This window comes from Xanthomonas arboricola pv. juglandis, from assembly GCF_905367715.1.
Classification (GTDB): domain Bacteria; phylum Pseudomonadota; class Gammaproteobacteria; order Xanthomonadales; family Xanthomonadaceae; genus Xanthomonas; species Xanthomonas arboricola.
Window position 1 is genome coordinate 743,712 of record NZ_HG999362.1, and the last position, 20,429, is coordinate 764,140.

Genomic DNA, 20,429 nt, shown 5'->3' on the forward strand with positions numbered 1-20,429 from the left:
TTGGGGCGCCCCGGTAGAATGGGCGCCCCCACGCCAGCATCGACGACCCGCCTGCCATGACCCTCGCCCCTGATTCGCGCAACGCCAAGAAGCGCGTACCGCTGTACGAGGAAGTGGCCGAGCGCCTGCGCCAGAAGATCTATGACTACGCGCTGCCGCCGGGCGAATGGATCGACGAGCCGGCGCTGGCCGAGGAACTCGGCATCAGCCGCACCCCGCTGCGCGAGAGCCTCAAGCTGCTCGCCGCCGAAGGCCTGGTGCAGCTGGACGCCGGCCGCGGCAGCCGGGTCACGCGGCTGACGCTGGAAGACCTCAACCAGTTGTTCCCGGTGATGGCGATGCTGGAAGGCCGCTGCGCCCACGATGCGGTCAAGCGCATCGACGTGGCCGGCGTGCAACGCCTGGAAGAGCTGCACGCGGCAATGGAAGCCGCCGCCACCGCTGGCGACCTGGCCGAGTACTACCGCAACAATTACCTGATCCACGAGACCGTGCAGCAGTACGCCGGCAATCCGTGGTTGATCCGCGTCACCCACGATCTGCACCGCATCCTCAAGATGCACCGCGGCCGGCAGCTGTTGACGCCCGGGCGCATGGCGCAGTCGCTGGCCGAGCACCGCGAGCTGATGGCATGCGTACGCCGCGGTGACGCCGAAGGCGCAGAGCGCACGATGCACGGGCATCTGCTGAGCCAGGGCCAGGCCCTGGCGGCGTACGTGGCAGCGGGCGGCATGTTGAACGTGCCGGCGCCATTACCGAGGGTGGGTGGGGTCTAGAAGTCGGCGCTGTCCGGGCGCATCACCACGCGCACCGAGATCGCACATCCCTTCTCCCATCGGGAGAAGGTGCCCGAAGGGCGGATGAGGGTAGGTGCGCACGCAGCACCGGGAAGCTTCTTGCTCCTGCAAATCTCCAATCCCCGCCGCCTACTCCCCGCCCAACGCAAGCAAGTCATCCACGCGTTCGATCAACTGCGCCCCCGCCAATGCCGCAAACGCCTCCGGATGCGCATAGCCCCAGGCCACCGCAGCAAACGGCAGACCCACCACTTGCGCCGCCTCCCAGTCGGCGACCTGGTCGCCCACGTACACCGCCTGCGCTGCGGTATGCCCGGTGCTGCGCAACACGCGACGCAAGGCGCGCTGCTTGCCCAGCAGATGCGCACCACCGTCGATCACTGCGAACTTCGCGCTCAGCTCCTCGCCCAGCGCGCGCTGCACATTCTCCACCGAGTTGGACGACACCAGGGCTAGGCGGGTGCCGCGGGCGTGCAGGGCCTGCAGCACCTCGGCAATGCCGTCGAACAAGGCCATCGGTGGGGCGGCGCGCATCAGGCGGATGAAGTCGGCAGCCACCAGCGGGATGCGCCAGCTGCTCAGGCCCGATTGCTTGAGCAGCTGGCGGGTGCTCAGGCGGCGTGCGGCGTCCACTTCATGCGCTTGCGCAGCGCGGAAGCCGTGCCGCTGGGCCAGTACGCGCTGCGTGCTCAGAAAGAAACCGAAAGAGTCGGCCAGGGTGCCGTCGAAATCGAAGATGATCAGCTTGGGCATCGCAACGCGGGGATCAGGGCGTCATAGCCTAACCATTGCTGCACACGCGCCGTACGCAGACACGCCACCAATGTGCGCACAGGCGAGGTGACACCGCAACGCGATCGGCACAACCACTGCGCGCATCGCCAGGCAGGCGCACGTCCGATGCCGGGGTCGGCATGTACCACGCGTGTCCTTCTGCCGAGCGCGCCGTCTACATCCAGCCGGCGCCTGTTCGCGGTGCGGCGCTGGCCGCGCTCAGGCCTCGGCGAAATGCGGCACGATCGGCGTATCGCCTTGCGCATGCTGTTCGATGACCTTGCGCTGCATCGCCGCCAGGTAGGCATCCAGCTCTTCGGTGGAGGCGAAGACATCGCTCAGCGGCACCGCCTTGACCATGTCGAAGACCTTGCGGATCTGCGGCTGCGGGTTGGTCACCAGCACCTTGCCCTGGCGCGTGGCCAGCGCCTTGCGCGCCTTGAAGATGCAGCGGATGCCGGCGCTGGAGATGTATTCCAGCGCGGTCAGGTCCAGCACCAGCGTGGTGATCAGGGTGCCCAGCAGCGGCGACAGCGCCGCGTCCAGATCCTGGTAGGTGTGGGTGTCCAGGCGCCCGGTCAGGATGACGCGTTGACGGGTGTCCTGCGGCGGGTCGATCTGAATGGCGAGCGTGGTCATGACAGTGCCTCGGGGACGGGGGCGTACGGGTGGAGCAGGGTGACGCGCACCACGTTGTATGCACCATCGCGGCGGTAGTCGATGTGATCGGCGAACTGATGCACCAGGAACAGCCCCAGCCCGCCGATCGCGCGCTCGTCGAGCTCGGCACTCAGGTCCGGCATCGCGGCGGTGGTGGGGTCGAACGCACTGCCGGGGTCGTGCATCTCCAGCACCAGCGCCTGCGGGTCCAGCTGCAGTTGCAGGCGCAGCGGTTGCTCGGCGCACTGGCCATGGGTGAGCGCATTGCAGCCGAGCTCTTCCACGATCAGCCGCACCTGGCCGATGCGCTCGGCGTGCAGGCCTTCCAGCGTGAGCGAGTGTTCCAGCGCGTCGTTGGCGCCGGCCAGCTGGGCCAGCGAGGGTGCGATGGCCAGGTCGAGCTTCATCAGGTCGTTGCCTTTCCGGGTGCGTCCCGGCCAGCGTCTGCGACCCGCCCAGCATGCTCCTGGCGCAGCCGGATCGCCAGCAGGGTGATGTCGTCGTACGGGTCGGCCTGGCCGGTGAAGTGGGCGATGTTGGCGATCACCGCCTTGCACTGCGCCGCCGCGCTGCGGCGTGGCCGCAAGGCGCCGAGCAGGCGCTCCAGCCCATAGCTGGCCCCTTGCTCGTCCATCGCCTCGGTCACCCCGTCGGTATAGCCCAGCAGCGTCTGCCCGGCGCTCATGCGGCCCTGCAGCACCGGGTAGGCCACCTGCGGCTCGATCCCCAGCGGCGCGCCGGTGTCCAGCGGCAACGGCCGCGCGCTGCCGTCGATATCGATCAGCACCGGCGGCTCATGGCCGGCACTGGCCAGCCAGTAGTCGCCGCTCACCACGTTGATCACCCCGCATAGCACCGTGGCGAACATGCAGGTGTCGTTGTTTTCGGCCAGCCGCGTGGAGGCGGCGATCAGGATGCTGTCCGGGCGCGTATGCCGGCGCGCGGCGATTTCCAGCACGCTCACCGCGCGCGCCATGAACAGGGCGGCCGGCACGCCCTTGTCGGACACATCGCCCACCACAAACCACAGCAGCCCCGGCTCGGTCTCGACGAAGTGGTAGAAGTCGCCGCCCACCGCCTTGGCCGGCTCCAGCCAGGCGCAGGTTTCCAGATGCGAACTGGCGCGGTCGAAGGTGCGCCCGGAGGGCAGCATCGCCTGCTGGATCTCGCGCGCAATCTGCAGCTCGCTGTGCATGCGCTCGCGCGCGGCGGTCATCTCGCCGATCTGCGCGATGTGGTCGCGGATCGCATCGCGCGCGCTGTCGAACGCACGCGCCATCACGCCCACCTCGTCGCGGCGTTCGATGTGCTGCAGCGGGTATGCGAATTCGCCACGGCGAAAGTGCTCGGCGGTATCGGTCAATTCCTCGATCGGGCGCGTCAGCTTGCGCGTGATCCGCCCCATCAGCCACCACCACACCACCGCGCCCAGCAACGCCGCCAGCGCCACCCACGCGGCCAGCCAGTTCAGGCCCGCCAGCACATAGCCTTCCGAGGCGGACAGCACGAAGGTCCAGCCGCTGCGCCCCACCGCCGCGCTGTGGGTCAAAAAGTGCTCGCCATCCGGCGCGGTGTGCGCGAACGAGATCGGCTGGCCCGCCGCCACCGCGCGCTGCAACGGTGCCAGATCCGGTCGCGAATGCGCCACGTAACGCTCCAGCGTGTAACGCAGGTTGAGCGCCGGGTCGGGGCTGAACACCAGCATGCCTTCGGGCGACAGCAGCATCGGCTGGATGCCGTTGTCGCGCGGCAGCTGGTCGATGATCTCGCGCAGGTGCTGCAGCGGCAGGTCCACGCTGACCATCCCCACCGGCGCGGCATCCACCGCATCGCCCGGCCGGCGCAACGGCAGGTTGTAGCTGGTGTACAGCGCATTGCCGCCATTGGCGTTGAGGTACGGCTCGGACCACCACGCGCGGCCTTCGCGCTGGGTGCGCAGATACCACGGCATCGCGCGGTAGTCGTAGCCCAGGTCCTGCACCGATTTCTCCAGCACGCGCGTGCCGTCGCGATGCACGTACCAGACAAACCCGGTGTCGCGCGCCTTCTGCGTGCGCGGCTCGATGATCAACCGCGCCGCACCGATATCCGGGTCACCGCTGAGCGTGGCCAGCAACAGCGCGCGCAGATTGAACGGCTGCAGCCCCACCGCGCTGCTGCTGGCCGCCAGCGTGCGGCCGCTCACCTGCACCGAGTCCAGCATCGCCGCCAGGCTGCTCGCGGTCTGCTCGGTCAGGCCATCCACCTCGGTGCGCGCCGCCTCCACCAGCTCGGCGCGTGCGCCCAGGTAGAACACCGTGCCCAGCAACGCCAGCAACACCACCAGCACCGCGGTGGCGGCCAGCAACACGCGCATGCGCAGGCTGTGCCGCCAGTGCACCCGCGGGGTGACGGCCACGCTGTCGGCTGGCGATGTGGGGCCCGTGGCGATGGCGCGCTTCCGTGGCGGCGGATGGCCCCGATCATGGCAGTTTTGCGGCCGCCGGCAACCGGCTCACGGCCGCCTCATCCTCAGCTGCCGTAAATTGACCCCAGCGGGTCAAGCAAACTAGATTGACTCCCCCTATCGCCATGGAGGCCGGCCTTGCGCCAGATTCTGACCCCGAGCCTGCTGGCCCTTTTGCTTACGGCCTGTAACGCCCCGGAGACCAGCATGACCCAGACCCAATCCCCCGCAACCGAGGCCGCCGCAGTAGCCGACGTCGAGGCCGGTGGCCGCGGCCTTGCCAAGTTGAATCCCAACCCGCGCAAGGCCTACGAGGTCACGCTGACGCTGGACAAGGCGCCCGGCGCCTTCGGCCTGGTGCAGGGCGCGGCGCAGTACGACGTCAGCAACGAAGCCGAATGCGGCAAGATCCAGCCCGAAACCGGCACCGCCGGGCGCATCACCAGCCAGGAAGACTTCGCACTCAAGAAGATCTCCGACACCGAGTACCGCGGCACCGTCTATCTGGACCTGATGCAGGACGAGGACTATTACGGTCGCGGCGTCTGCCATTGGGAATTCAGCGGTGCCAGCGTGCTGCTGAAGGCCACCGGTGCAGAGGAAGAGACCCGCTTCCTGTCGTTTATCGAAGGCAAGACGGTGACTGCGCAGCAGCCGCAGACGAAGTACTACTGGAAGGAAGGGTATCCGCGCTCGGAGTCCAAGAGCTTTCCGGACACCGGTGAGCTGAGCCCGGACAAGTTCAAGCCGGAAATTCGCGACAATCTCTTCACCATCACATTGGCTGCCAAGGAAGTTGCGCCATGACCGTCCCATCGCAGCACTACGCCGACTTGTCCGAGGATACGTATAAGAATCACGCGGTTGGACGGCGTGCGCCGGGTCATGAGGAATTGGTTCCGGTCGGAAACGAGAAGTACGCCATCCTGGAGCATGTCGACAACAAGGCTACCGGCTATCAGGGCACGATCTATCGCCGTGAAAGCACTGGTGAGATCGTTGTCGCGCATCGCGGCACCGAGGGCAAGATCGATGACATCCTGACCGATGCATCAATGGTGCGCAGCCGTCACAACCCGCAAGCCGACGATGCGCTGGCGCTGACCAAGCATGCACTCGACTACGCAAAGGACTACGGCAACCGGACCGGGCACCAACCGGAAGTGACGATGACGGGTCATTCGCTCGGTGGTGCGCTCGCGCAGATCTCCGCACATCACTACGACCTCAAGGGCGAGACCTTCAATTCGTATGGTGCGGCCAGCCTGTCCTATCGGATCCCGGAGGGCGGTAACAACATGGTGAACCATGTGATGGCATCCGACCCGGTGAGTGCAGCGTCGCCGCATTTCGGCCAGGTGCGCATCTACGCAAAGCCGGATGAGATCAGTACGCTCGGTCACGCCGGTTACAGCAATAGCAGAGCGAACTTTCTGATTCCGGATTCTCCGGTGCTCGCTGCAGGAACCTCGTTAGGCGCGCACAAACTCGACAATTTCTTGAAGGAAGGTTCCGTCCTCAGCGATCCAGGTGCGCGCACGCTTGCGGAAACGAACAAGCGCATGATCAACGAGTACCGCACCGATCTGGATCAGATCCGCGCCGGCATCACCGTCATTAGCCGCAGCGGTCGCGGGCTCGGCCAGGACGCCATCGATGCCATCCGCGGCCCGCTCGCTCCGGGCGAGCCTGCCAAGCGCGACGCGCGCGAGCACGGCAACGAGCACACCTCGCTGCGTATCGATCAGCCGGGGCATGTGGGCAACGCCCTGTTCCAGGACGCGCAGCGTGGCGTGCACGCACAGGACGCACGTGCAGGGCGCGCGTCCGACCAGCAAAGCGCCCAGTTGTCCGGCTCGCTCGCCTCGGAAATGCACGCCGCTGGCGGCCAGCGCATCGACGCGGTGATGATGAGCCCCGATGCCGCACGCACCTTCGCCGTGCAGGGCCGCGTGGACGACCCCGCGCAGCTGCGTGTCAGCGTGGAAACCATGACCGCGATGAACACCCCGCTGGAGCAGAGCAGCCAGCGCGTGGTCGACAATGCCGCACGCCAGTCGGTGGCGCTGGAGCAGCAGCAAACCCAGACCCAGCAACAACAGCAGAGCGCACGCGCGCTGGGCTGAGTGCGTTATGCATGCGTGGCGTTGGGCAGCCGACAAAACGGCTGCGCAGCCTTCAGGTGGGCGCAGCCGTTGTCCGGAATCGGCATGGACCACGCCTGCACTGCGGTGGCGGGCGCGCCAGCCGCACCATCTGACGGCCGCTCGCTATGGGCTGGTAGTCGCGCTTGATGCGGTGACTGCGCCCGACCCGCAGGGCTGACGCGGCGGCGCTTCGATCCGCCAACTGCCGCCATCGCATGGTGCACAGAAAAACGCCGGCTTGTTCGGCGTTTTTCGTTCGGCCGCTGCCCATCTACGGACGCGAGCTTGTCGAGTGCGCCGAGCGGGCAGGGCAGCAGGAAGGCGGGCAGTCTTCACCCGTCGGACTGCTGCTGTCGAGCTGGAATCTCAGCTTGCCGCGGAGCGCCGGTGACGGTGATCGAGCCAGGGGTGTCGTTTCAGAATCAGCCACAGCCACAGCCACAGCCACAGCCACAGCCACAGCCACGCAGCCGCAGTCACAGCCGCAGCCGCTGCGCGCGGTGAGCGGTGAGCGGTGAGCGGCGTGCGTACGACGATGGTATGTGCTTCCAGCAACGCGCCCCGGTGCCGGGAAGCTGGTAGCGCGTCATCGCGTCGCGTCGCATCGCATCGAGCCCAGGTCTGCTTGTGCTGCCGTAACAGTCGACCACGCCTGTCACCTCAGCGACCGATGTCCAATCGCAGACCCGCTGCGCACTATCGCACCGGTTTTCTGTTGCACCCGCACAACAATGCGCTGGCGAAAATATCGCCAGTTCGCTGGCGCAAGGTGTTTGCCGCCGCGAGATATGCCGCAACCACGCAGCAGCTATAGCGAGCGCGACCGCATTGCGCCGCCGTGCTGCAATCGCCACCGTTTCGCGGCGTGTCTGGCCGCCGCGGGCAGCGCCGCATCGCCACAGGTACGCGGCGAGTTCAGGGGGATCAGGCAGGGCGCCACGTGGCGCGACATCCATCGATCAAGGGAGAGGGTTCATGCACGTTTTTCGCAAGGGGTACCACCGTTTGCTGCTGGTGCTGTTGCTGGGTGGCCTCAGCGCCGGCGCCGGCGCGCAGGGCATCGCCAAGGGCGCCGATGTCAGCTGGCTCAACCAGCAGGCCGCGGCCAACCCGCCGCAGGTGTTTCGCGATGCGGCCGGCAACACCACCGACTTCATCAAGCTGTTCAAGGATGTGGGCGGCAACGCCATCCGCCTGCGCGTGTGGGTCAACCCGTCCGGCGGCTGGAACGATGGCCGTGACACCCTGGACAAGGCCAAGCGCGCCGCTGCACAGGGCATGCGCATCATGATCGACTTCCACTACAGCGACAGCTGGGCCGACCCCGGCAAGCAGACCAAGCCGTCCGCCTGGGCGGGCCACTCCGTCGCCCAGCTCAATACCGATGTCTACAGCCACACCCAGGGCATCCTCAAATACCTCAAGGACAATGGCATCACCGTCAGCTGGGTGCAGGTGGGCAACGAGATCAACAGCGGCATGCTGTGGAACGAGGGCAAGACGCCCAACTTCGCCACGCTGGGCCAGTTCATCAACAGCGGCTACAACGCCACCAAGGCGGTGTACCCCAACGCCAAGGTCATCGTGCACCTGGCCAACGGCTACGACAACGCCAACTTCCGCTGGTTCTTCGACAACCTGCGCTCGGCCGGCGGCAAGTGGGACGTCATCGGCATGTCGCATTACCCGCCGGTCGGCAGCTGGCAGGACTACAACAACCGCCTGGACACCAACATGCGCGACATGATCTCCCGCTACGGCAGCGACGTGATCGTGGCCGAGGTCGGCATGGACTGGCAGCAGGCCGCCACCACCCGCGCCATGCTCACCAACCTGCTCAGCCGCAGCAGCGCCATCGGATCGCGCGTGCTCGGCATCTTCTACTGGGAACCCAACGCCTACCCCGGCTGGCAGGGCTACACCATGGGCGCGGTCAACAACAACGGCCAGCTGACCGAAGCGCTACAAGCGTTCTGACCACCCCCTAACCACCGTAGGAGCGCACCCGGGCGCGACGGGCTTTACCGGTAACGCCCCTCGCGCCCAGGTGCGCTCCTACAGGGCGCCAGGCGCCCCCCCCCATGCCTGGCGCGACCGGGCTTTGCCGGTAACGCCTCTCGCGCCCGGGTGCGCTCCTACGGGTATGCGCGTCGGTCCATTCCGGCCGGTGGCCCTTATCCTTTGGTCGTATACCGGCAGCGCCCGCTGCACCGGATCGTCGTCCCAGCCGGCATCGGTACCCCACCCGCGCACGACACCGTCCCATTCCATACGCACCCGTAGCGAGGAATGGCAACAGGTGCGTGCGGTACACTTGGGGGTTCACGAATTCACGATGTCGACACACCCGCGGGGTGTGTCCCCCCGGGAGCGCTAATGAACTGGTTGAACGAAGTGCTGCACAACGATCCGAACCCGCTTGAGACGCAGGAGTGGCTCGAATCGATCAAGGCCGTCATCGACGTCGAAGGCCCGGAGCGCGCCCATCAGCTGCTGGAAGGCATGGTCGAACAGACCCGCCGCGCCGGCGCTTACCTGCCGTTCTCGCCCACCACCGAGTACGTCAACACCATCGCACCGGCCAACGAGGCCAAGAACCCCGGCGACTCCGCGCTGGAGTGGAAGATCCGCTCGATCATCCGCTGGAACGCCATGGCCACCGTCGTGCGGGCCAACCGCAAGCCGGGCGACCTGGGCGGCCACATCGCCTCGTTCGCCTCCAGCGCCACGCTGTACGACGTGGGCTTCAACCACTTCTGGCGCGCGCCCAGCGACCAGCACCCGGGCGATCTGCTGTTCATCCAGGGCCATAGCGCCCCGGGCGTCTACGCCCGCGCCTTCCTGGAAGGCCGTATCAGCGAAGCCCAGCTGGACAACTTCCGCATGGAAGTGGACGGCCAGGGCATCTCCTCCTACCCGCACCCGTGGCTGATGCCCGAGTTCTGGCAGACCCCCACTGTGTCGATGGGCCTGGGCCCGCTGGCCGCCATCTACCAGGCGCAGTTCATGCGCTACCTGGAAAACCGCGGCCTGATCGAGAAGTCCGACCGCAAGGTGTGGTGCTTCATCGGCGACGGCGAGAGCGACGAGCCGGAAACCCTCGGCGCCATCGCGCTGGCCGGCCGCGAAGGCCTGGACAACCTGATCTTCGTGGTCAACTGCAACCTGCAGCGCCTGGACGGCCCGGTGCGCGGCAACGGCAAGATCATCCAGGAGCTGGAAGGCGTGTTCCGTGGCGGCGGCTGGAACGTCATCAAGCTGCTCTGGGGCGGCTACTGGGACGCCCTGCTGGCCAAGGACACCGACGGTGTGCTGCGCAAGCTGATGATGGAAACCGTCGACGGCGAATACCAGAACTGCAAGGCCTTCGGCGGCGCCTACACGCGCGCCAACTTCTTCGGCAAGTACCCGGAGACCGCGGCCATGGTCGCCGGCCTGTCCGACGACGACATCTGGCGCCTGAACCGTGGCGGCCACGACCCGCACAAGGTGTACGCCGCCTACCACCAGGCCGTGAACACCAAGGGCATGCCCACCGTGATCCTGGCCAAGACGGTCAAGGGCTACGGCATGGGTTCGGCCGGTGAGGCGCTCAACCCCACCCACCAGACCAAGAAGCTGGACGACGCGGCGGTCAAGCACTTCCGCGACCGCTTCAACATCCCGGTGACCGACGCCCAGCTGGAAGACGGCCAGGTGCCGTTCTACCACCCCGGCGAAGATTCCCCGGAAGTGCAGTACCTCAAGGAGCGCCGCAACGTGCTGGGCGGCTTCCTGCCTTCGCGCCGTCCCAAGGCCAGCAAGTCGTTCGTCGCGCCCACGCTCGACAAGTTCGAGCGCCTGCTCAAGGACAGCGGCGAGCGCAGCTATTCCACCACCATGTCCTTCGTGCAGAGCCTCAACATCGCCCTGCGCGACAAGGAACTGGGCCCGCGCATCGTGCCGATCGTGGCCGACGAGGCGCGCACCTTCGGTATGGAAGGCATGTTCCGCCAGATCGGCATCTATGCCCCGTTCGGCCAGAAGTACAAGCCGGTCGACGCCGACCAGCTGATGTACTACCGCGAAGACCAGACCGGCCAGGTGCTGCAGCAGGGCATCAGCGAGCCTGGCGCCATCGCCTCGTGGATGGCCGCCGGCACCAGCTACTCGGTGTCCGACGTGCCGATGCTGCCGTTCTACATCTACTACTCCATGTTCGGCTTCCAGCGCGTGGGCGACATCGCCTGGCAGGCAGCGGACATGCGCACGCGGGGCTTCCTGCTCGGCGGCACCGCCGGCCGCACCACGCTCAATGGCGAAGGTCTGCAGCACGAAGACGGCTTCAGCCAGGTCATTGCCGGCTCCATCCCGAACGTGCGTAGCTACGACCCGACCTTCGGCTTCGAAGTCACCGTCATCATGCAGCACGGCATGAAGGCGATGATGGAAGACCAGATCGACGAGTACTACTACATCACCCTGATGAACGAGAACTACGCCCACCCCGGCATGCCGGACGGCGCAGCCGAGGGCATCATCAAGGGCATGTACCTGCTCAAGGACGCCGGCAAGCCCAAGAAGGGCGAGCTGCGGGTGCAGCTGCTGGGCAGCGGCACCATCCTGCGCGAGGCCATTGCCGCGGCCGAGCTGCTGGACAAGGACTTCGGCGTCACCGCCGACATCTGGTCCTGCCCCAGCCTCAACGAAGTGCGCCGCGACGGTTACGCCGTGGAACGCTGGAACCGCCTGCACCCGGAGGCCGAACAGCGCAAGCCCTACGTCACCCAGCTGCTGGAAGGCCGCCAGGGCCCGGCCATCGCCGCAACCGACTACGTACGCGCCTTCGCCGACCAGATCCGCGCCTTCGTCCCGATGACCTACACCGTGCTCGGCACGGATGGGTTCGGTCGTTCGGATACGCGTGCAAACCTGCGCCGGTTCTTCGAGGTCGACCGTTACTACATCGCGCATGCAGCGATTGCCGCGCTGGCGAAGGATGGCAAGATGACGGGCAAGGATGTGGCCCGGGCGATCAAGCAATACAAGATTGATCCTGAGAAGGCGAATCCTGTAGGGGTTTGATTGACTAGCTATCATCATCAAGAGGCCCCCACATAGGGGGCCTCATTATTTGTGCCACCCTGGCGCGATCTGAAGTAGCCTACGGTTGCGGAAGGTGCGAGAAGATGCAGAACTTCGATTCGATAAATTCGCCAATAAGATGGGCCGGGAGCAAGCGGAAGCTCTTGCCTGAGCTCCACTCCCATATGCCAAGTAAATTTTCTCGATACATCGAGCCCTTTTGTGGATCTCTATCGTTATGGCTGAGCCTGCCGCCGACGCGCGCGATAGTTGGAGACATAAATCCTGAGTTGATACACTTCTACAAAATGGTCCGATGGCGCCCTCGGATGGTTGCTCGCCTGGCAAGTGCTTGGGGATTGGAGGAGGACACTTACTACAAAGTGCGCTCACTTAATCCCCTGGATATGGCGACTGAAGATCGGGCGGCGAGATTTTTGTATCTCAATAGGCTTTGCTTTAACGGCGTATATCGGACGAATCGCCAGGGAAATTTTAACGTTCCCAGGGGAAGCCGCGTGCCCGGCATGCCCTCGGAGAGCGAGCTGGCAGCCCTTGCTGATCGGCTTAAGATGGCCGATATTCACTGCGACGATTTTGAAGAAATTGTGTCAATGGGAGGGAGGGGAGATTTTATCTATCTCGATCCTCCATATGCGGGAAGAGGCGCGCGGGATCGTGGCGAGTATGGAAAAGGATCATTTCTGGAGAATGATATTGATAGGCTGGATTCTGCGCTTAGGCGCGCGTCGCGCCGAGGTGCGAAAATTCTTATGTCCTATGCAGATACGGAAACAGTGCGCGCAGCTCTTTCGGATTGGAACATATTCGCGCTTCAGGTTCCTCGTAATGTCAGTGGCTTTGTGAAGGGAAGGAAGCCTGCTGCGGAGATTCTCGTTAGGAACTATTAGGGGGGGCATGATGTCCAGTTCCATAAAGTTTGTCGTTGTTTCTGACCTGCACTACCGAAAACATGAAAACTCGCAGATACGGCCCGAGGTGACCAGTCGAGGGCAGGCGCAGTATGATCCGATGGAATCTCTGATTAGGTATGTGCAAGACGCACAAATCAAAGCAGACTACATCATCTGTCCGGGGGATATCACGGACAAAGCTTCTGCCGAAGCCCTTCGCGAGGGCTGGGGGCGATTGAACGAATTAAAGGAAGCAGTGAGTGCACGCCATCTCATAACTGCAACTGGAAATCATGAGGTAAGCTCAAGAGTCTTCGACGAGGTCCATGATCGAGCGGGCAATGTAGAGGCCGCAATTGATCCTATAGGCGTATTGCAGGACCTTGACGGATACCCAAGCTCTATTTGGAATGGAGTGGATCGGGACATGGTCTACTGGGGCAAAGGATATGAATTTATCGATGACGGAGATCTTCTCTTGTTGTTGATTAATTCAAGTCACTTTCACCCAACCACCAGAGAGAACGAATTCGAGCGCGGTAGGATAGGTGATTCTGCAATTAGGCGGCTCGGCTCGGAGATTAAGCAAAAGATCGCTGATTGTGGTGCTAAGATTTTTATTGCTGTTCTGCATCACCCGCCAATAAGTCATGAGTCGCCAAACTATGATCTCGGGAGAATTCCAATGTACAACGGCCCCGAGTTAATAAATATACTGAACAAATCCTGCCGTCCCTGGCTTGTTGTGCATGGACATAAACATGATGGTCGCGTAGTCATGGCGCAAGGCGCAGGCTTCCAGCCAATAGTTTTTGCCGCGGGGAGTCTCGGGGCAGATCTCGCGAGATCGGTAGCTGCTGTCTACACTAGGCAGCAGGCTTACATGATTGACATAGAGATTCCGCAGGGAGCCATGCCGACTCTTAAGGGAACGGTCACCTCTCTCTCTTGGATTGATCACCACTGGGTTGTTGCGGAAAAAACCTCGCATGGCGTTCCGAGTGGATCGGGGTTCTCATTCCCCCCTGTCGATCTTCATCAGTTAGCTCATAACATATCAACTAAAATAAGCACAGCAGCCGAGCCCTACCTTAAGTGGGCTGAGCTCGTAGACGCTCTTCCTGAGCTCCGGTACATAATGCCCGGCCAGCTGGAGATGCTTAGATCTCTCGTAGAGGCACTCGGGGGGGAGTTTACCTGGCTGGAAGACCATAGCTTTCCCGCGGACATTGCATTTGGGAGGATAAAATGAGCGGGAAGGAGAATTTTGGAGGCGCGAGCGTATTTAATGCACGTGATTTGAAAGACGCTGATGTAGCTGAGGGGTTTATAGCGCCAGCTGCCTTTGAAATGCTGCTAAGCGATTCACATTGTGTTCTAGAGGGGCCTAGGGGAAGCGGGAAAACCACGTTGCTTCGAATGCTGACCCCTGACTCTTACGCGGCCTGGGCCACAGCGCATAACGAAGATCCAATAAAATTCATTGGAGTGTTCGTGCCCGCCGACGTTAGATGGGCGAGGCAGCTTGAGGCGCGTCTTAGCGCGTTGCCAGCACAGGTGAGGAAGTACTACATGGAGGCCGCTTTCTCAATTGCGACAAGTATCGCTCTAGTTGGAGCAATTGAGGCCTGCGTCAGAGGCTGGGAAAAATACCAGGAATTTCTTCCGAACGTATTCTTTCCGCTTGAGCGAAATCAGGAAGTTGACGTAGTTTCGCAATTGGCTTCGACATGGTTTTTGAAAATCGGAGTTCCGTCTTTCCTGGGCTTGAAATCCGCGCTGAGAGCGAGGCAGCAAGAAATAGGTCATTTAGCCGCGATGTCAGAAAGCGGCTGTACATGGTCTGACATACTGTCAGTTAATCGATTCATGTCGTCGACCTGGCTTGACAATATTGTACTGGCCATACAGACGGTCAACAGCGTACTGGGTCGCCCCGAGCAACGGTGGGCAATTCTACTAGACGAGCTGGAGATTGTTCCATCCGAAATTCTTCATGGAGTGGTGCAGGCTCTCCGTTCAACTGATCCGTCGATCAAATTCAAGCTCGCGCTCAGCCCGACAGGTACAGATCTGATGTTCTCTGGAGATAATGGGGCCCCAAGTCCTGAAAATGATTATCGTGCTATTCCGCTGTGGTACGAGAAGAGCAAGGACGCGCGAGCATTTTCAGAGAAACTTTTTGTTAAGGCGCTGGCTAGAAATGGTGGTGGGGAAGATTTAAGTCGATTGCTTGGATTAAGCCGGCTTGGTGGCGATGATGATGATCGAATTGGAGATCAGACGGAGTCGATGCGTCGAGCTCGCATTGAAGCATTTGTTAGTCTATATGGGAAGGATGAGTCGTTCCGCGAGGAAATGGATCGTCGTAAGGTCGACCCTTGCAACCCCCCCATCTCGGATGCTTCAGGCGTAGGAACTTACGTTAGGAAGATCACTCCCTTGGTCTACCTGAGGGACCGAGAAGTTGAGAGATTCAGCGATGGTGCTTCAAAACGGAAGGGTGGTAGGAAAAGCGGAGAGGCATACTTTGGCTATCCAAATCTCTTGGATCTAGCCGAGGGAAATCCACGGTGGACTCTCACACTCGTTGACCTGCTTCGTGCGAGCTCCAGCCTCTCAGGAAGCGATTTCAGAAGCCAGGGTGTACAGTCCGCTGCTCTGCAAGATTATACCAATCAGTTTGTATCGAAGCTCACAGTTTATCCTACTGGTGTATCTTCGCTTGCTCAGAATTGGACGCTAATGAATTTTATAGATGCGCTGGGGGAGGAGTTGGAGTCTACCCTCTATAGAAAGGCTTTTAGCGGCGATCCGGCGTTGTCGTTTAAGCTGGACCCAAAAGCCCTGCATCGCTACGGGGACTACATCAAGCTGTGCATTGATCTCGGCGCGCTCGTTATCATGCGAAGCGGTGTTGCTGCGCCCCTTGGGCAAGCGCACGGTGCTCCGTCCTTGGTCGATGCGCGAGTTAGGATTAGCTATCGTTTAGCGCCGAGGTATCAGTTGCCTTTGCGCAGTACCAAAGAGCGCTCGCTAAGTGGTGCCATCAAGGGGGGGGAGCTGTTTGACGTAAGCTTTGCTAGCCCTGGGGAGAGCCAGGCTCCGTCTGATTCGCGCATTAATCTCGATTCGTCGCCGAGGCAAGGGAAGTTGTTGTGAATAGATACTTTATAGCAAGAGCGGAAGATGTGGTGCCGGGAAATTTTGAGCTAAATGATCTAAATATCTTGGCGGTCACAGGCGAGAGTCGCGCTTGGGCCATTCCTGACAGGTTTATCGGCTCTAAGGCAAAAGTGTGGGTCTTAATAAGGCGAAATGAAACTCTTGCACATGCGGATCTGTCGGCTGAGGTGCGTCGAAGACTGCCAATGGCCGAGATTGTCGAGGCAGATACAATGCCTCAGCAACTTTCAGTGCTAATGTCTTCATTTGCTGACAAGGATCCACTGAGACTTTTTGTTGATATTAGTTGCATGACGCGGCGTGATATGGCCGGATTCTTTGACGCATTATTTTCCTCTTGCCAAGGTGCCCGTGAAATTCAACTGACAGTTGGATATGTCATAGCTAACTTTACACCGCCGCCTGCAACCTCCATTCGCAACGAATTTATCAGCCCGCTATCTCCGCGCTTCGCTGGGTGGCCGAGTGATCCGTCTGCGTCCACTGCTTTGATTCTCGGGCTAGGCTACGAAGCCGCTAAAGCCGAAGGTGCTCATGAGTATTTCGATGCGGTTGATAATTGGGTGTTCTTCCCTGAATCTCCAATCGATCAGTACGACACTGAAGTCATGGCAAACAATCGGCAGCTAGTTGAGCAGGCGGATCGAAATTCCAGGCTATTCAGGTATCGAGTTGATGCTCCGGCCGAGCTACTATCCAGGTTGTCGCTATTGGCCCTCGATCATTCTAGCTCTTCAAATCTAGTTATTCTTCCATTTGGTCCAAAAATCTTTGTTGCTGCCAGTTTAATGGCTGCGATAGTCAGTCCTTCCGTAGGTGTTTGGCATGCCACGGGTGACACAGATCTACCCGTGGATGACCACCTAGCATCCAAGTTCACAGTTGGGATGAAAGTTATTGTATCTAGGATATAATTTTTAGCGAATCTGAATTAACGGGGTCAGGTTGACTTATCACTCGAAATAACGGGCTCAGGTTAACTTATCAGTCGGCGGTGTTCGGTTTGCGTGGCCGATGAGCGGGCCTAATACCCGCAAAGCTGTGGGTCTTGACTTCGACCATTGCGCGGAAGGCGTCGTGGCCAAAGGCTCGCTGCTGCTGTAGATGAAGACGAATGTTGGCGATCAGGTCGTCGGAGAGGGCTTCATCGAGCAGGGCACGGTAGGCGTTGGATCGCTCGATCGGGTCGCTGCCAAGCGCAAGCCAACAGGGACGTGGTGTCAGTGCGGGAGTGTTTGCGCTGGCCTAGGTTGGCTGGGCAGCTGGACCAACGATACGCTGCCGGGTTATCGGTCAGGCGAGCACGCACCGGATTGAGCTCAATGTAGCGATAGCAGCGAAGAACGTAGTCAGCACTGTCTACGAGACAAGCTTTGTAGCACCTTTCCCATAGCGTACCGGTGCGGCCGTGGCGGCCATTGATAGCGCCACGTAGTTACGCCCAGTCCGCTGCATCAGCTGCACCATCCGTCCTATTGCAGGTGGCGTTGCAAGCAAGTGCACATGGTTGTTCATCAACACATAGGCATGCAGCTGGCAGTCCGTGGCGTGCAGTGCCTCATGCAGCAGGTGCAGGTAGCGCAATCGGTCGCCATCATCCAGAAAACACGGCAAGCGGTCGTTCCCGCGCTGCACGATGTGCTGCGGGATACTGGGAACGTCGATACGCGGGAGTCTGGCCACCTGGCAAGGGGCGCAGCAAGGCATTGGTGCTGATAGCGAGGACACCCTGAAACATAAGTCCGCAGCCTGAAATTCGCGTAGGAAGTAAACCTGACCGCTGTTAGCGGTGTATAAATAAGCAGAGCCATAGACGCGCGGCTTGCTAGTCTTGTTTAAAGTGAAGGGATACACATGCAACGATACTGGCAACTACTGCTATGCGTTCTGGTTTGCTCAGGCATCTCGCTGCTGACAGGTTGCCAGGCACAGACAACCCAAACGCAGGACGTGCCAACGCGCGTTGCGGCTGATGGGCAGGTCCCCATCGTACGACCGCTGCAGTTGGCGGCGATGACCAGTCCGATGGTGGTCGAATTCAACGTGCAGCCTCCCGGCAAGAGCGCGACTGGCACACTTTTCCTGGGTATCCGCGTCGGTGACGAGGATGCTCTGAAGTCACTTGAAGCTGCTCAAGCGCTCCGCAGATCCGGCCTGCAGGCTGAGCTTGTTCTGAAACGGCTTGAACCAAGCGGCGCAATCAACATGCCATTGGTGCGTGTTGAATCGCAGGCAGGCGTCCCCGCTCGGACCATCGCTGTGAGTGCAGACGGGCGTGTTCCAGGCGTGTGGCTGGACGATGTGGATGGCTCATCCCTTCAATCTGCGGGTCTGGAATATCCAGAGCGTCGCTACACGCAGCTTGCCTTCGCATGGGCGCAAGGAATTCAGCCTGGCAGGTATCAGCTGAGCATCAGGCTGCTTGGCCATCCGCCGCAGTTGGCATCGATCAAATCCGAGTTGCTCGTCGCTTACCGGCACAAATCAAAGTAGGAACACCTCATGGACGATAAATACGCTGTCACTTTCTACGTTGCCGCGCCGGGGACACCGCTTCTTGACGGTGGAACATCAGCGGCAGGGCACATGTACTACACAGTCACGCACGCGAAGGAACAAACCAGCTTCCGGTTTGCGCCCATCGAGCACGGCCTGATGTCAGGGCCTGGAAAGGTCTACAACGATGACGCCAATGGAGTAACGGGGTCAGGTTGACTTACTTGATTGATGGCGTCCATATGTCCAGTCCTTTAATTATTATGGGGCGCTAGCTTAAAGTGATGGAGGTGGCGATGAGCAGGGTTTCTGTTGAAATTGCAAAAAGATGATCAGCTTGTAAAACAAGGTAGTTTTGTAGAAGCGACGCTTGAGTTGGGACGAAATCTTGTAACTACGGCCGTGATGGCCGCAGCAAGTGCGAAAGTTATGGGCAATGAAAATAGGTGCTGTGCTTCAGCCCTTTGTTTCGTTGGCTGTAGCACCATCTGTTCAGGCTGTGATGGCTATTTTCTTGCTTTCAATGTCCTTATTTTGGTTGATCCTATCGGGGATGCGCTATTTTAAGTACTTCGAGAGCAACTTTAGGAAAAAGGGGAGGATTATCAAATTTTCTGCTGCTGCGTCCTTGATGATCTTAGCTGGCGTTGCGCTGGTAGTCCTTACCTTTGGTGTCGCTGCAATTGGGGTCAAGAAATAAATAGGAAATAACAGGGGCAGGTTAACTTATCAGTCGGCGGTGTTCGGTTTGCGTGGCCGATGAGCGGGCCTGACGCCCGCAAATGGGCGGGTTTTGGCAACGACAGTCGTGCGGAAGGCTGCCTGGTCCAGAGCTCGCTGCTGCTGTAGATGAAGGCGGATGCTGGCGAGCAATTCGTCCGACAGGGGTTCATCGACCAAGGCGCAGTAGGCGTTGAATCGCTCAATCGGTCCATTGCCAAGCAAGTCAACAGGTATGGGGCGTCAGTGCAGAGTGCACACGCTGGCCAAGATTGGCTGGATAATCGGACCAGGGACCCGCCGCCGGGCCGTCGTCCAAGCGTGCACGCACCTGGTTGGTTCTAGAAATTCGCTAAACCATTCGGGGACTAACGGCCTGAGCATTGGGTTCCATTGAAGGCTGTGCGGCAGCATGTTGGGCTAGCACTGTACTGGAATGTTCGAGGGTGGGAGGTTGCTCGCCCGCAAGTACCGATGCGCGGAATCCAGGAGTCGTTCCTACGACGAACACGTCGCCTTCCCGCTCAATGACCCGTCCCACCTTGGACATGTCATTTATTCCGGCTTCGTGCGCACGCTGAGCAGCGAAGGCGACCCGTTCATCGGAGATGTGCTGAGGCAACCCTTCTCGTAGTCCAGCGAAAAGACGATTTCCAGCATGCTCTGGATCAGTCATTGTCTTGGTCCGAGGGTTGCTACGTTCTTGCGATGAGTCATTTTGCCCAAGTGAGTTACTTGATCGTCCCTCGCGCGCAGGCTCATTCGCTTCAGGCGTGGACGGGGACGTAGGATGCCGAGACTCCAGCTCGCGAATGGTGTCGATCAACGCATTCGGTGTTTCCACGGTTGGTAACCATGTTCCCGCATCGACCTGCTTTCCGGTGACGCGGCACACCGTTTCGCTGGCCCACGAGGAACAGTTGTTATTTAGTTCCCAGGTGACATTCTCGCGAAGCGCTTGATCGAGGGCTTTGGCTTGAGCCGGTGAGAGTTCGTAGTAGCGGTCGGCATCAGAACGCTGTCCCTTTTCCATTCCGGAACGGATGTCGGTGCCAGCCCCGTTATCCTTCACCATCGGATGGTTGTCGGGCCACAATCCATAGTATTCCGTAGGCGAATCGCCTCGTTTGACCGTAATCCAGGCATGGCCGTCAGTCAGGTCGCCCTGTCCACCATTGCTGTGTATTCCAAGCACAACGCGCTCATTAGCCGGTTCGGTGCCCAT

At 60.9% G+C, this 20,429-nt stretch carries 18 protein-coding genes; 12 read left to right on the top strand and 6 right to left on the bottom strand.

Annotation, left to right across the window (positions count from 1 at the left end; translation table 11 throughout):
* Window positions 1–56 precede the first annotated feature (56 nt).
* Window positions 57–776: a GntR family transcriptional regulator gene (locus KHN93_RS03150; RefSeq protein WP_065032179.1), complete on the top strand. Its 720-nt coding sequence runs from the start codon at window positions 57–59 to the stop codon at window positions 774–776.
* A 150-nt stretch (window positions 777–926) separates the two neighbouring features.
* Here KHN93_RS03150 and KHN93_RS03155 read toward each other — a convergent pair whose 3' ends face one another.
* The 4 genes from KHN93_RS03155 to KHN93_RS03170 all read right to left on the bottom strand — a co-directional run bounded on the left by KHN93_RS03155 (window position 927) and on the right by KHN93_RS03170 (window position 4,587).
* Window positions 927–1,550: an HAD-IA family hydrolase gene (locus tag KHN93_RS03155; RefSeq protein WP_211921961.1), complete on the bottom strand. Its 624-nt coding sequence runs from the start codon at window positions 1,548–1,550 to the stop codon at window positions 927–929.
* A 240-nt stretch (window positions 1,551–1,790) separates the two neighbouring features.
* Complete coding sequence (locus KHN93_RS03160) at window positions 1,791–2,210, bottom strand: STAS domain-containing protein (protein ID WP_005923815.1); 420 nt, start codon at window positions 2,208–2,210, stop codon at window positions 1,791–1,793.
* The gene (locus KHN93_RS03165) at window positions 2,207–2,638 is read right to left on the bottom strand and encodes an ATP-binding protein (RefSeq protein ID WP_005923812.1); all 432 of its coding nucleotides are present in this window, start codon (window positions 2,636–2,638) and stop codon (window positions 2,207–2,209) included. The genes KHN93_RS03160 and KHN93_RS03165 overlap by 4 nt, the downstream gene beginning before the upstream one ends.
* Window positions 2,638–4,587 carry a SpoIIE family protein phosphatase gene (locus KHN93_RS03170; RefSeq protein ID WP_244812238.1) on the bottom strand — a complete coding sequence of 650 codons (1,950 nt, stop codon included), beginning with the start codon at window positions 4,585–4,587 and terminating at the stop codon, window positions 2,638–2,640. The genes KHN93_RS03165 and KHN93_RS03170 overlap by 1 nt, the downstream gene beginning before the upstream one ends.
* A 297-nt stretch (window positions 4,588–4,884) precedes the next feature.
* On the opposite strand from KHN93_RS03170, the gene KHN93_RS03175 reads away from it, so the two are divergent.
* The 8 genes from KHN93_RS03175 (at window position 4,885) to KHN93_RS03210 (ending at window position 16,902) form a co-directional block, all read left to right on the top strand.
* On the top strand, window positions 4,885–5,484 hold the full coding sequence (locus KHN93_RS03175) for a hypothetical protein (protein ID WP_065048411.1): 600 nt from the start codon (window positions 4,885–4,887) through the stop codon (window positions 5,482–5,484).
* A complete protein-coding gene (locus KHN93_RS03180) occupies window positions 5,481–6,803 on the top strand; it encodes an XVIPCD domain-containing protein (RefSeq protein WP_211921963.1) in 1,323 nt (440 codons plus the stop codon). Before KHN93_RS03175 ends, KHN93_RS03180 begins: the two co-directional genes overlap by 4 nt.
* Window positions 6,804–7,799: 996 nt before the next feature.
* Window positions 7,800–8,801: an arabinogalactan endo-1,4-beta-galactosidase gene (locus KHN93_RS03185; protein WP_211921965.1), complete on the top strand. Its 1,002-nt coding sequence runs from the start codon at window positions 7,800–7,802 to the stop codon at window positions 8,799–8,801.
* Window positions 8,802–9,200: 399 nt separating this feature from the next.
* Window positions 9,201–11,888 (top strand): pyruvate dehydrogenase (acetyl-transferring), homodimeric type, encoded by a 2,688-nt coding sequence (aceE, locus tag KHN93_RS03190; RefSeq protein ID WP_024937855.1) that lies wholly within the window; start codon window positions 9,201–9,203, stop codon window positions 11,886–11,888.
* A 185-nt stretch (window positions 11,889–12,073) separates the two neighbouring features.
* A complete protein-coding gene (locus tag KHN93_RS03195) occupies window positions 12,074–12,799 on the top strand; it encodes a DNA adenine methylase (protein WP_244812239.1) in 726 nt (241 codons plus the stop codon).
* Window positions 12,800–12,809: 10 nt separating this feature from the next.
* The gene (locus tag KHN93_RS03200; protein ID WP_211921969.1) at window positions 12,810–14,054 is read left to right on the top strand and encodes a metallophosphoesterase family protein; all 1,245 of its coding nucleotides are present in this window, start codon (window positions 12,810–12,812) and stop codon (window positions 14,052–14,054) included.
* A complete protein-coding gene (locus KHN93_RS03205) occupies window positions 14,051–15,964 on the top strand; it encodes an ORC-CDC6 family AAA ATPase (protein WP_425600167.1) in 1,914 nt (637 codons plus the stop codon). Before KHN93_RS03200 ends, KHN93_RS03205 begins: the two co-directional genes overlap by 4 nt.
* Complete coding sequence (locus tag KHN93_RS03210; RefSeq protein WP_211921974.1) at window positions 15,961–16,902, top strand: hypothetical protein; 942 nt, start codon at window positions 15,961–15,963, stop codon at window positions 16,900–16,902. Before KHN93_RS03205 ends, KHN93_RS03210 begins: the two co-directional genes overlap by 4 nt.
* 445 nt (window positions 16,903–17,347) lie before the next feature.
* Here the strand turns inward: KHN93_RS03210 and KHN93_RS21515 are convergent, their stop codons facing one another.
* A complete protein-coding gene (locus KHN93_RS21515) occupies window positions 17,348–17,695 on the bottom strand; it encodes a transposase (protein ID WP_244812240.1) in 348 nt (115 codons plus the stop codon).
* Window positions 17,696–17,842: 147 nt separating this feature from the next.
* On the opposite strand from KHN93_RS21515, the gene KHN93_RS03220 reads away from it, so the two are divergent.
* The 3 genes from KHN93_RS03220 to KHN93_RS03230 all read left to right on the top strand — a co-directional run bounded on the left by KHN93_RS03220 (window position 17,843) and on the right by KHN93_RS03230 (window position 19,051).
* Complete coding sequence (locus KHN93_RS03220) at window positions 17,843–18,481, top strand: hypothetical protein (protein ID WP_211921976.1); 639 nt, start codon at window positions 17,843–17,845, stop codon at window positions 18,479–18,481.
* 9 nt (window positions 18,482–18,490) lie between these two features.
* A complete protein-coding gene (locus KHN93_RS03225) occupies window positions 18,491–18,703 on the top strand; it encodes a hypothetical protein (protein WP_211921978.1) in 213 nt (70 codons plus the stop codon).
* 93 nt (window positions 18,704–18,796) lie between these two features.
* Window positions 18,797–19,051, top strand: a complete 255-nt coding sequence (locus KHN93_RS03230) for a hypothetical protein (RefSeq protein ID WP_211921980.1) — start codon at window positions 18,797–18,799, stop codon at window positions 19,049–19,051.
* Between the two features lie 505 nt (window positions 19,052–19,556).
* Here the strand turns inward: KHN93_RS03230 and KHN93_RS03235 are convergent.
* Entirely contained in the window at window positions 19,557–20,429 is an 873-nt protein-coding gene (locus KHN93_RS03235) for a hypothetical protein (RefSeq protein WP_211921982.1), read from the bottom strand.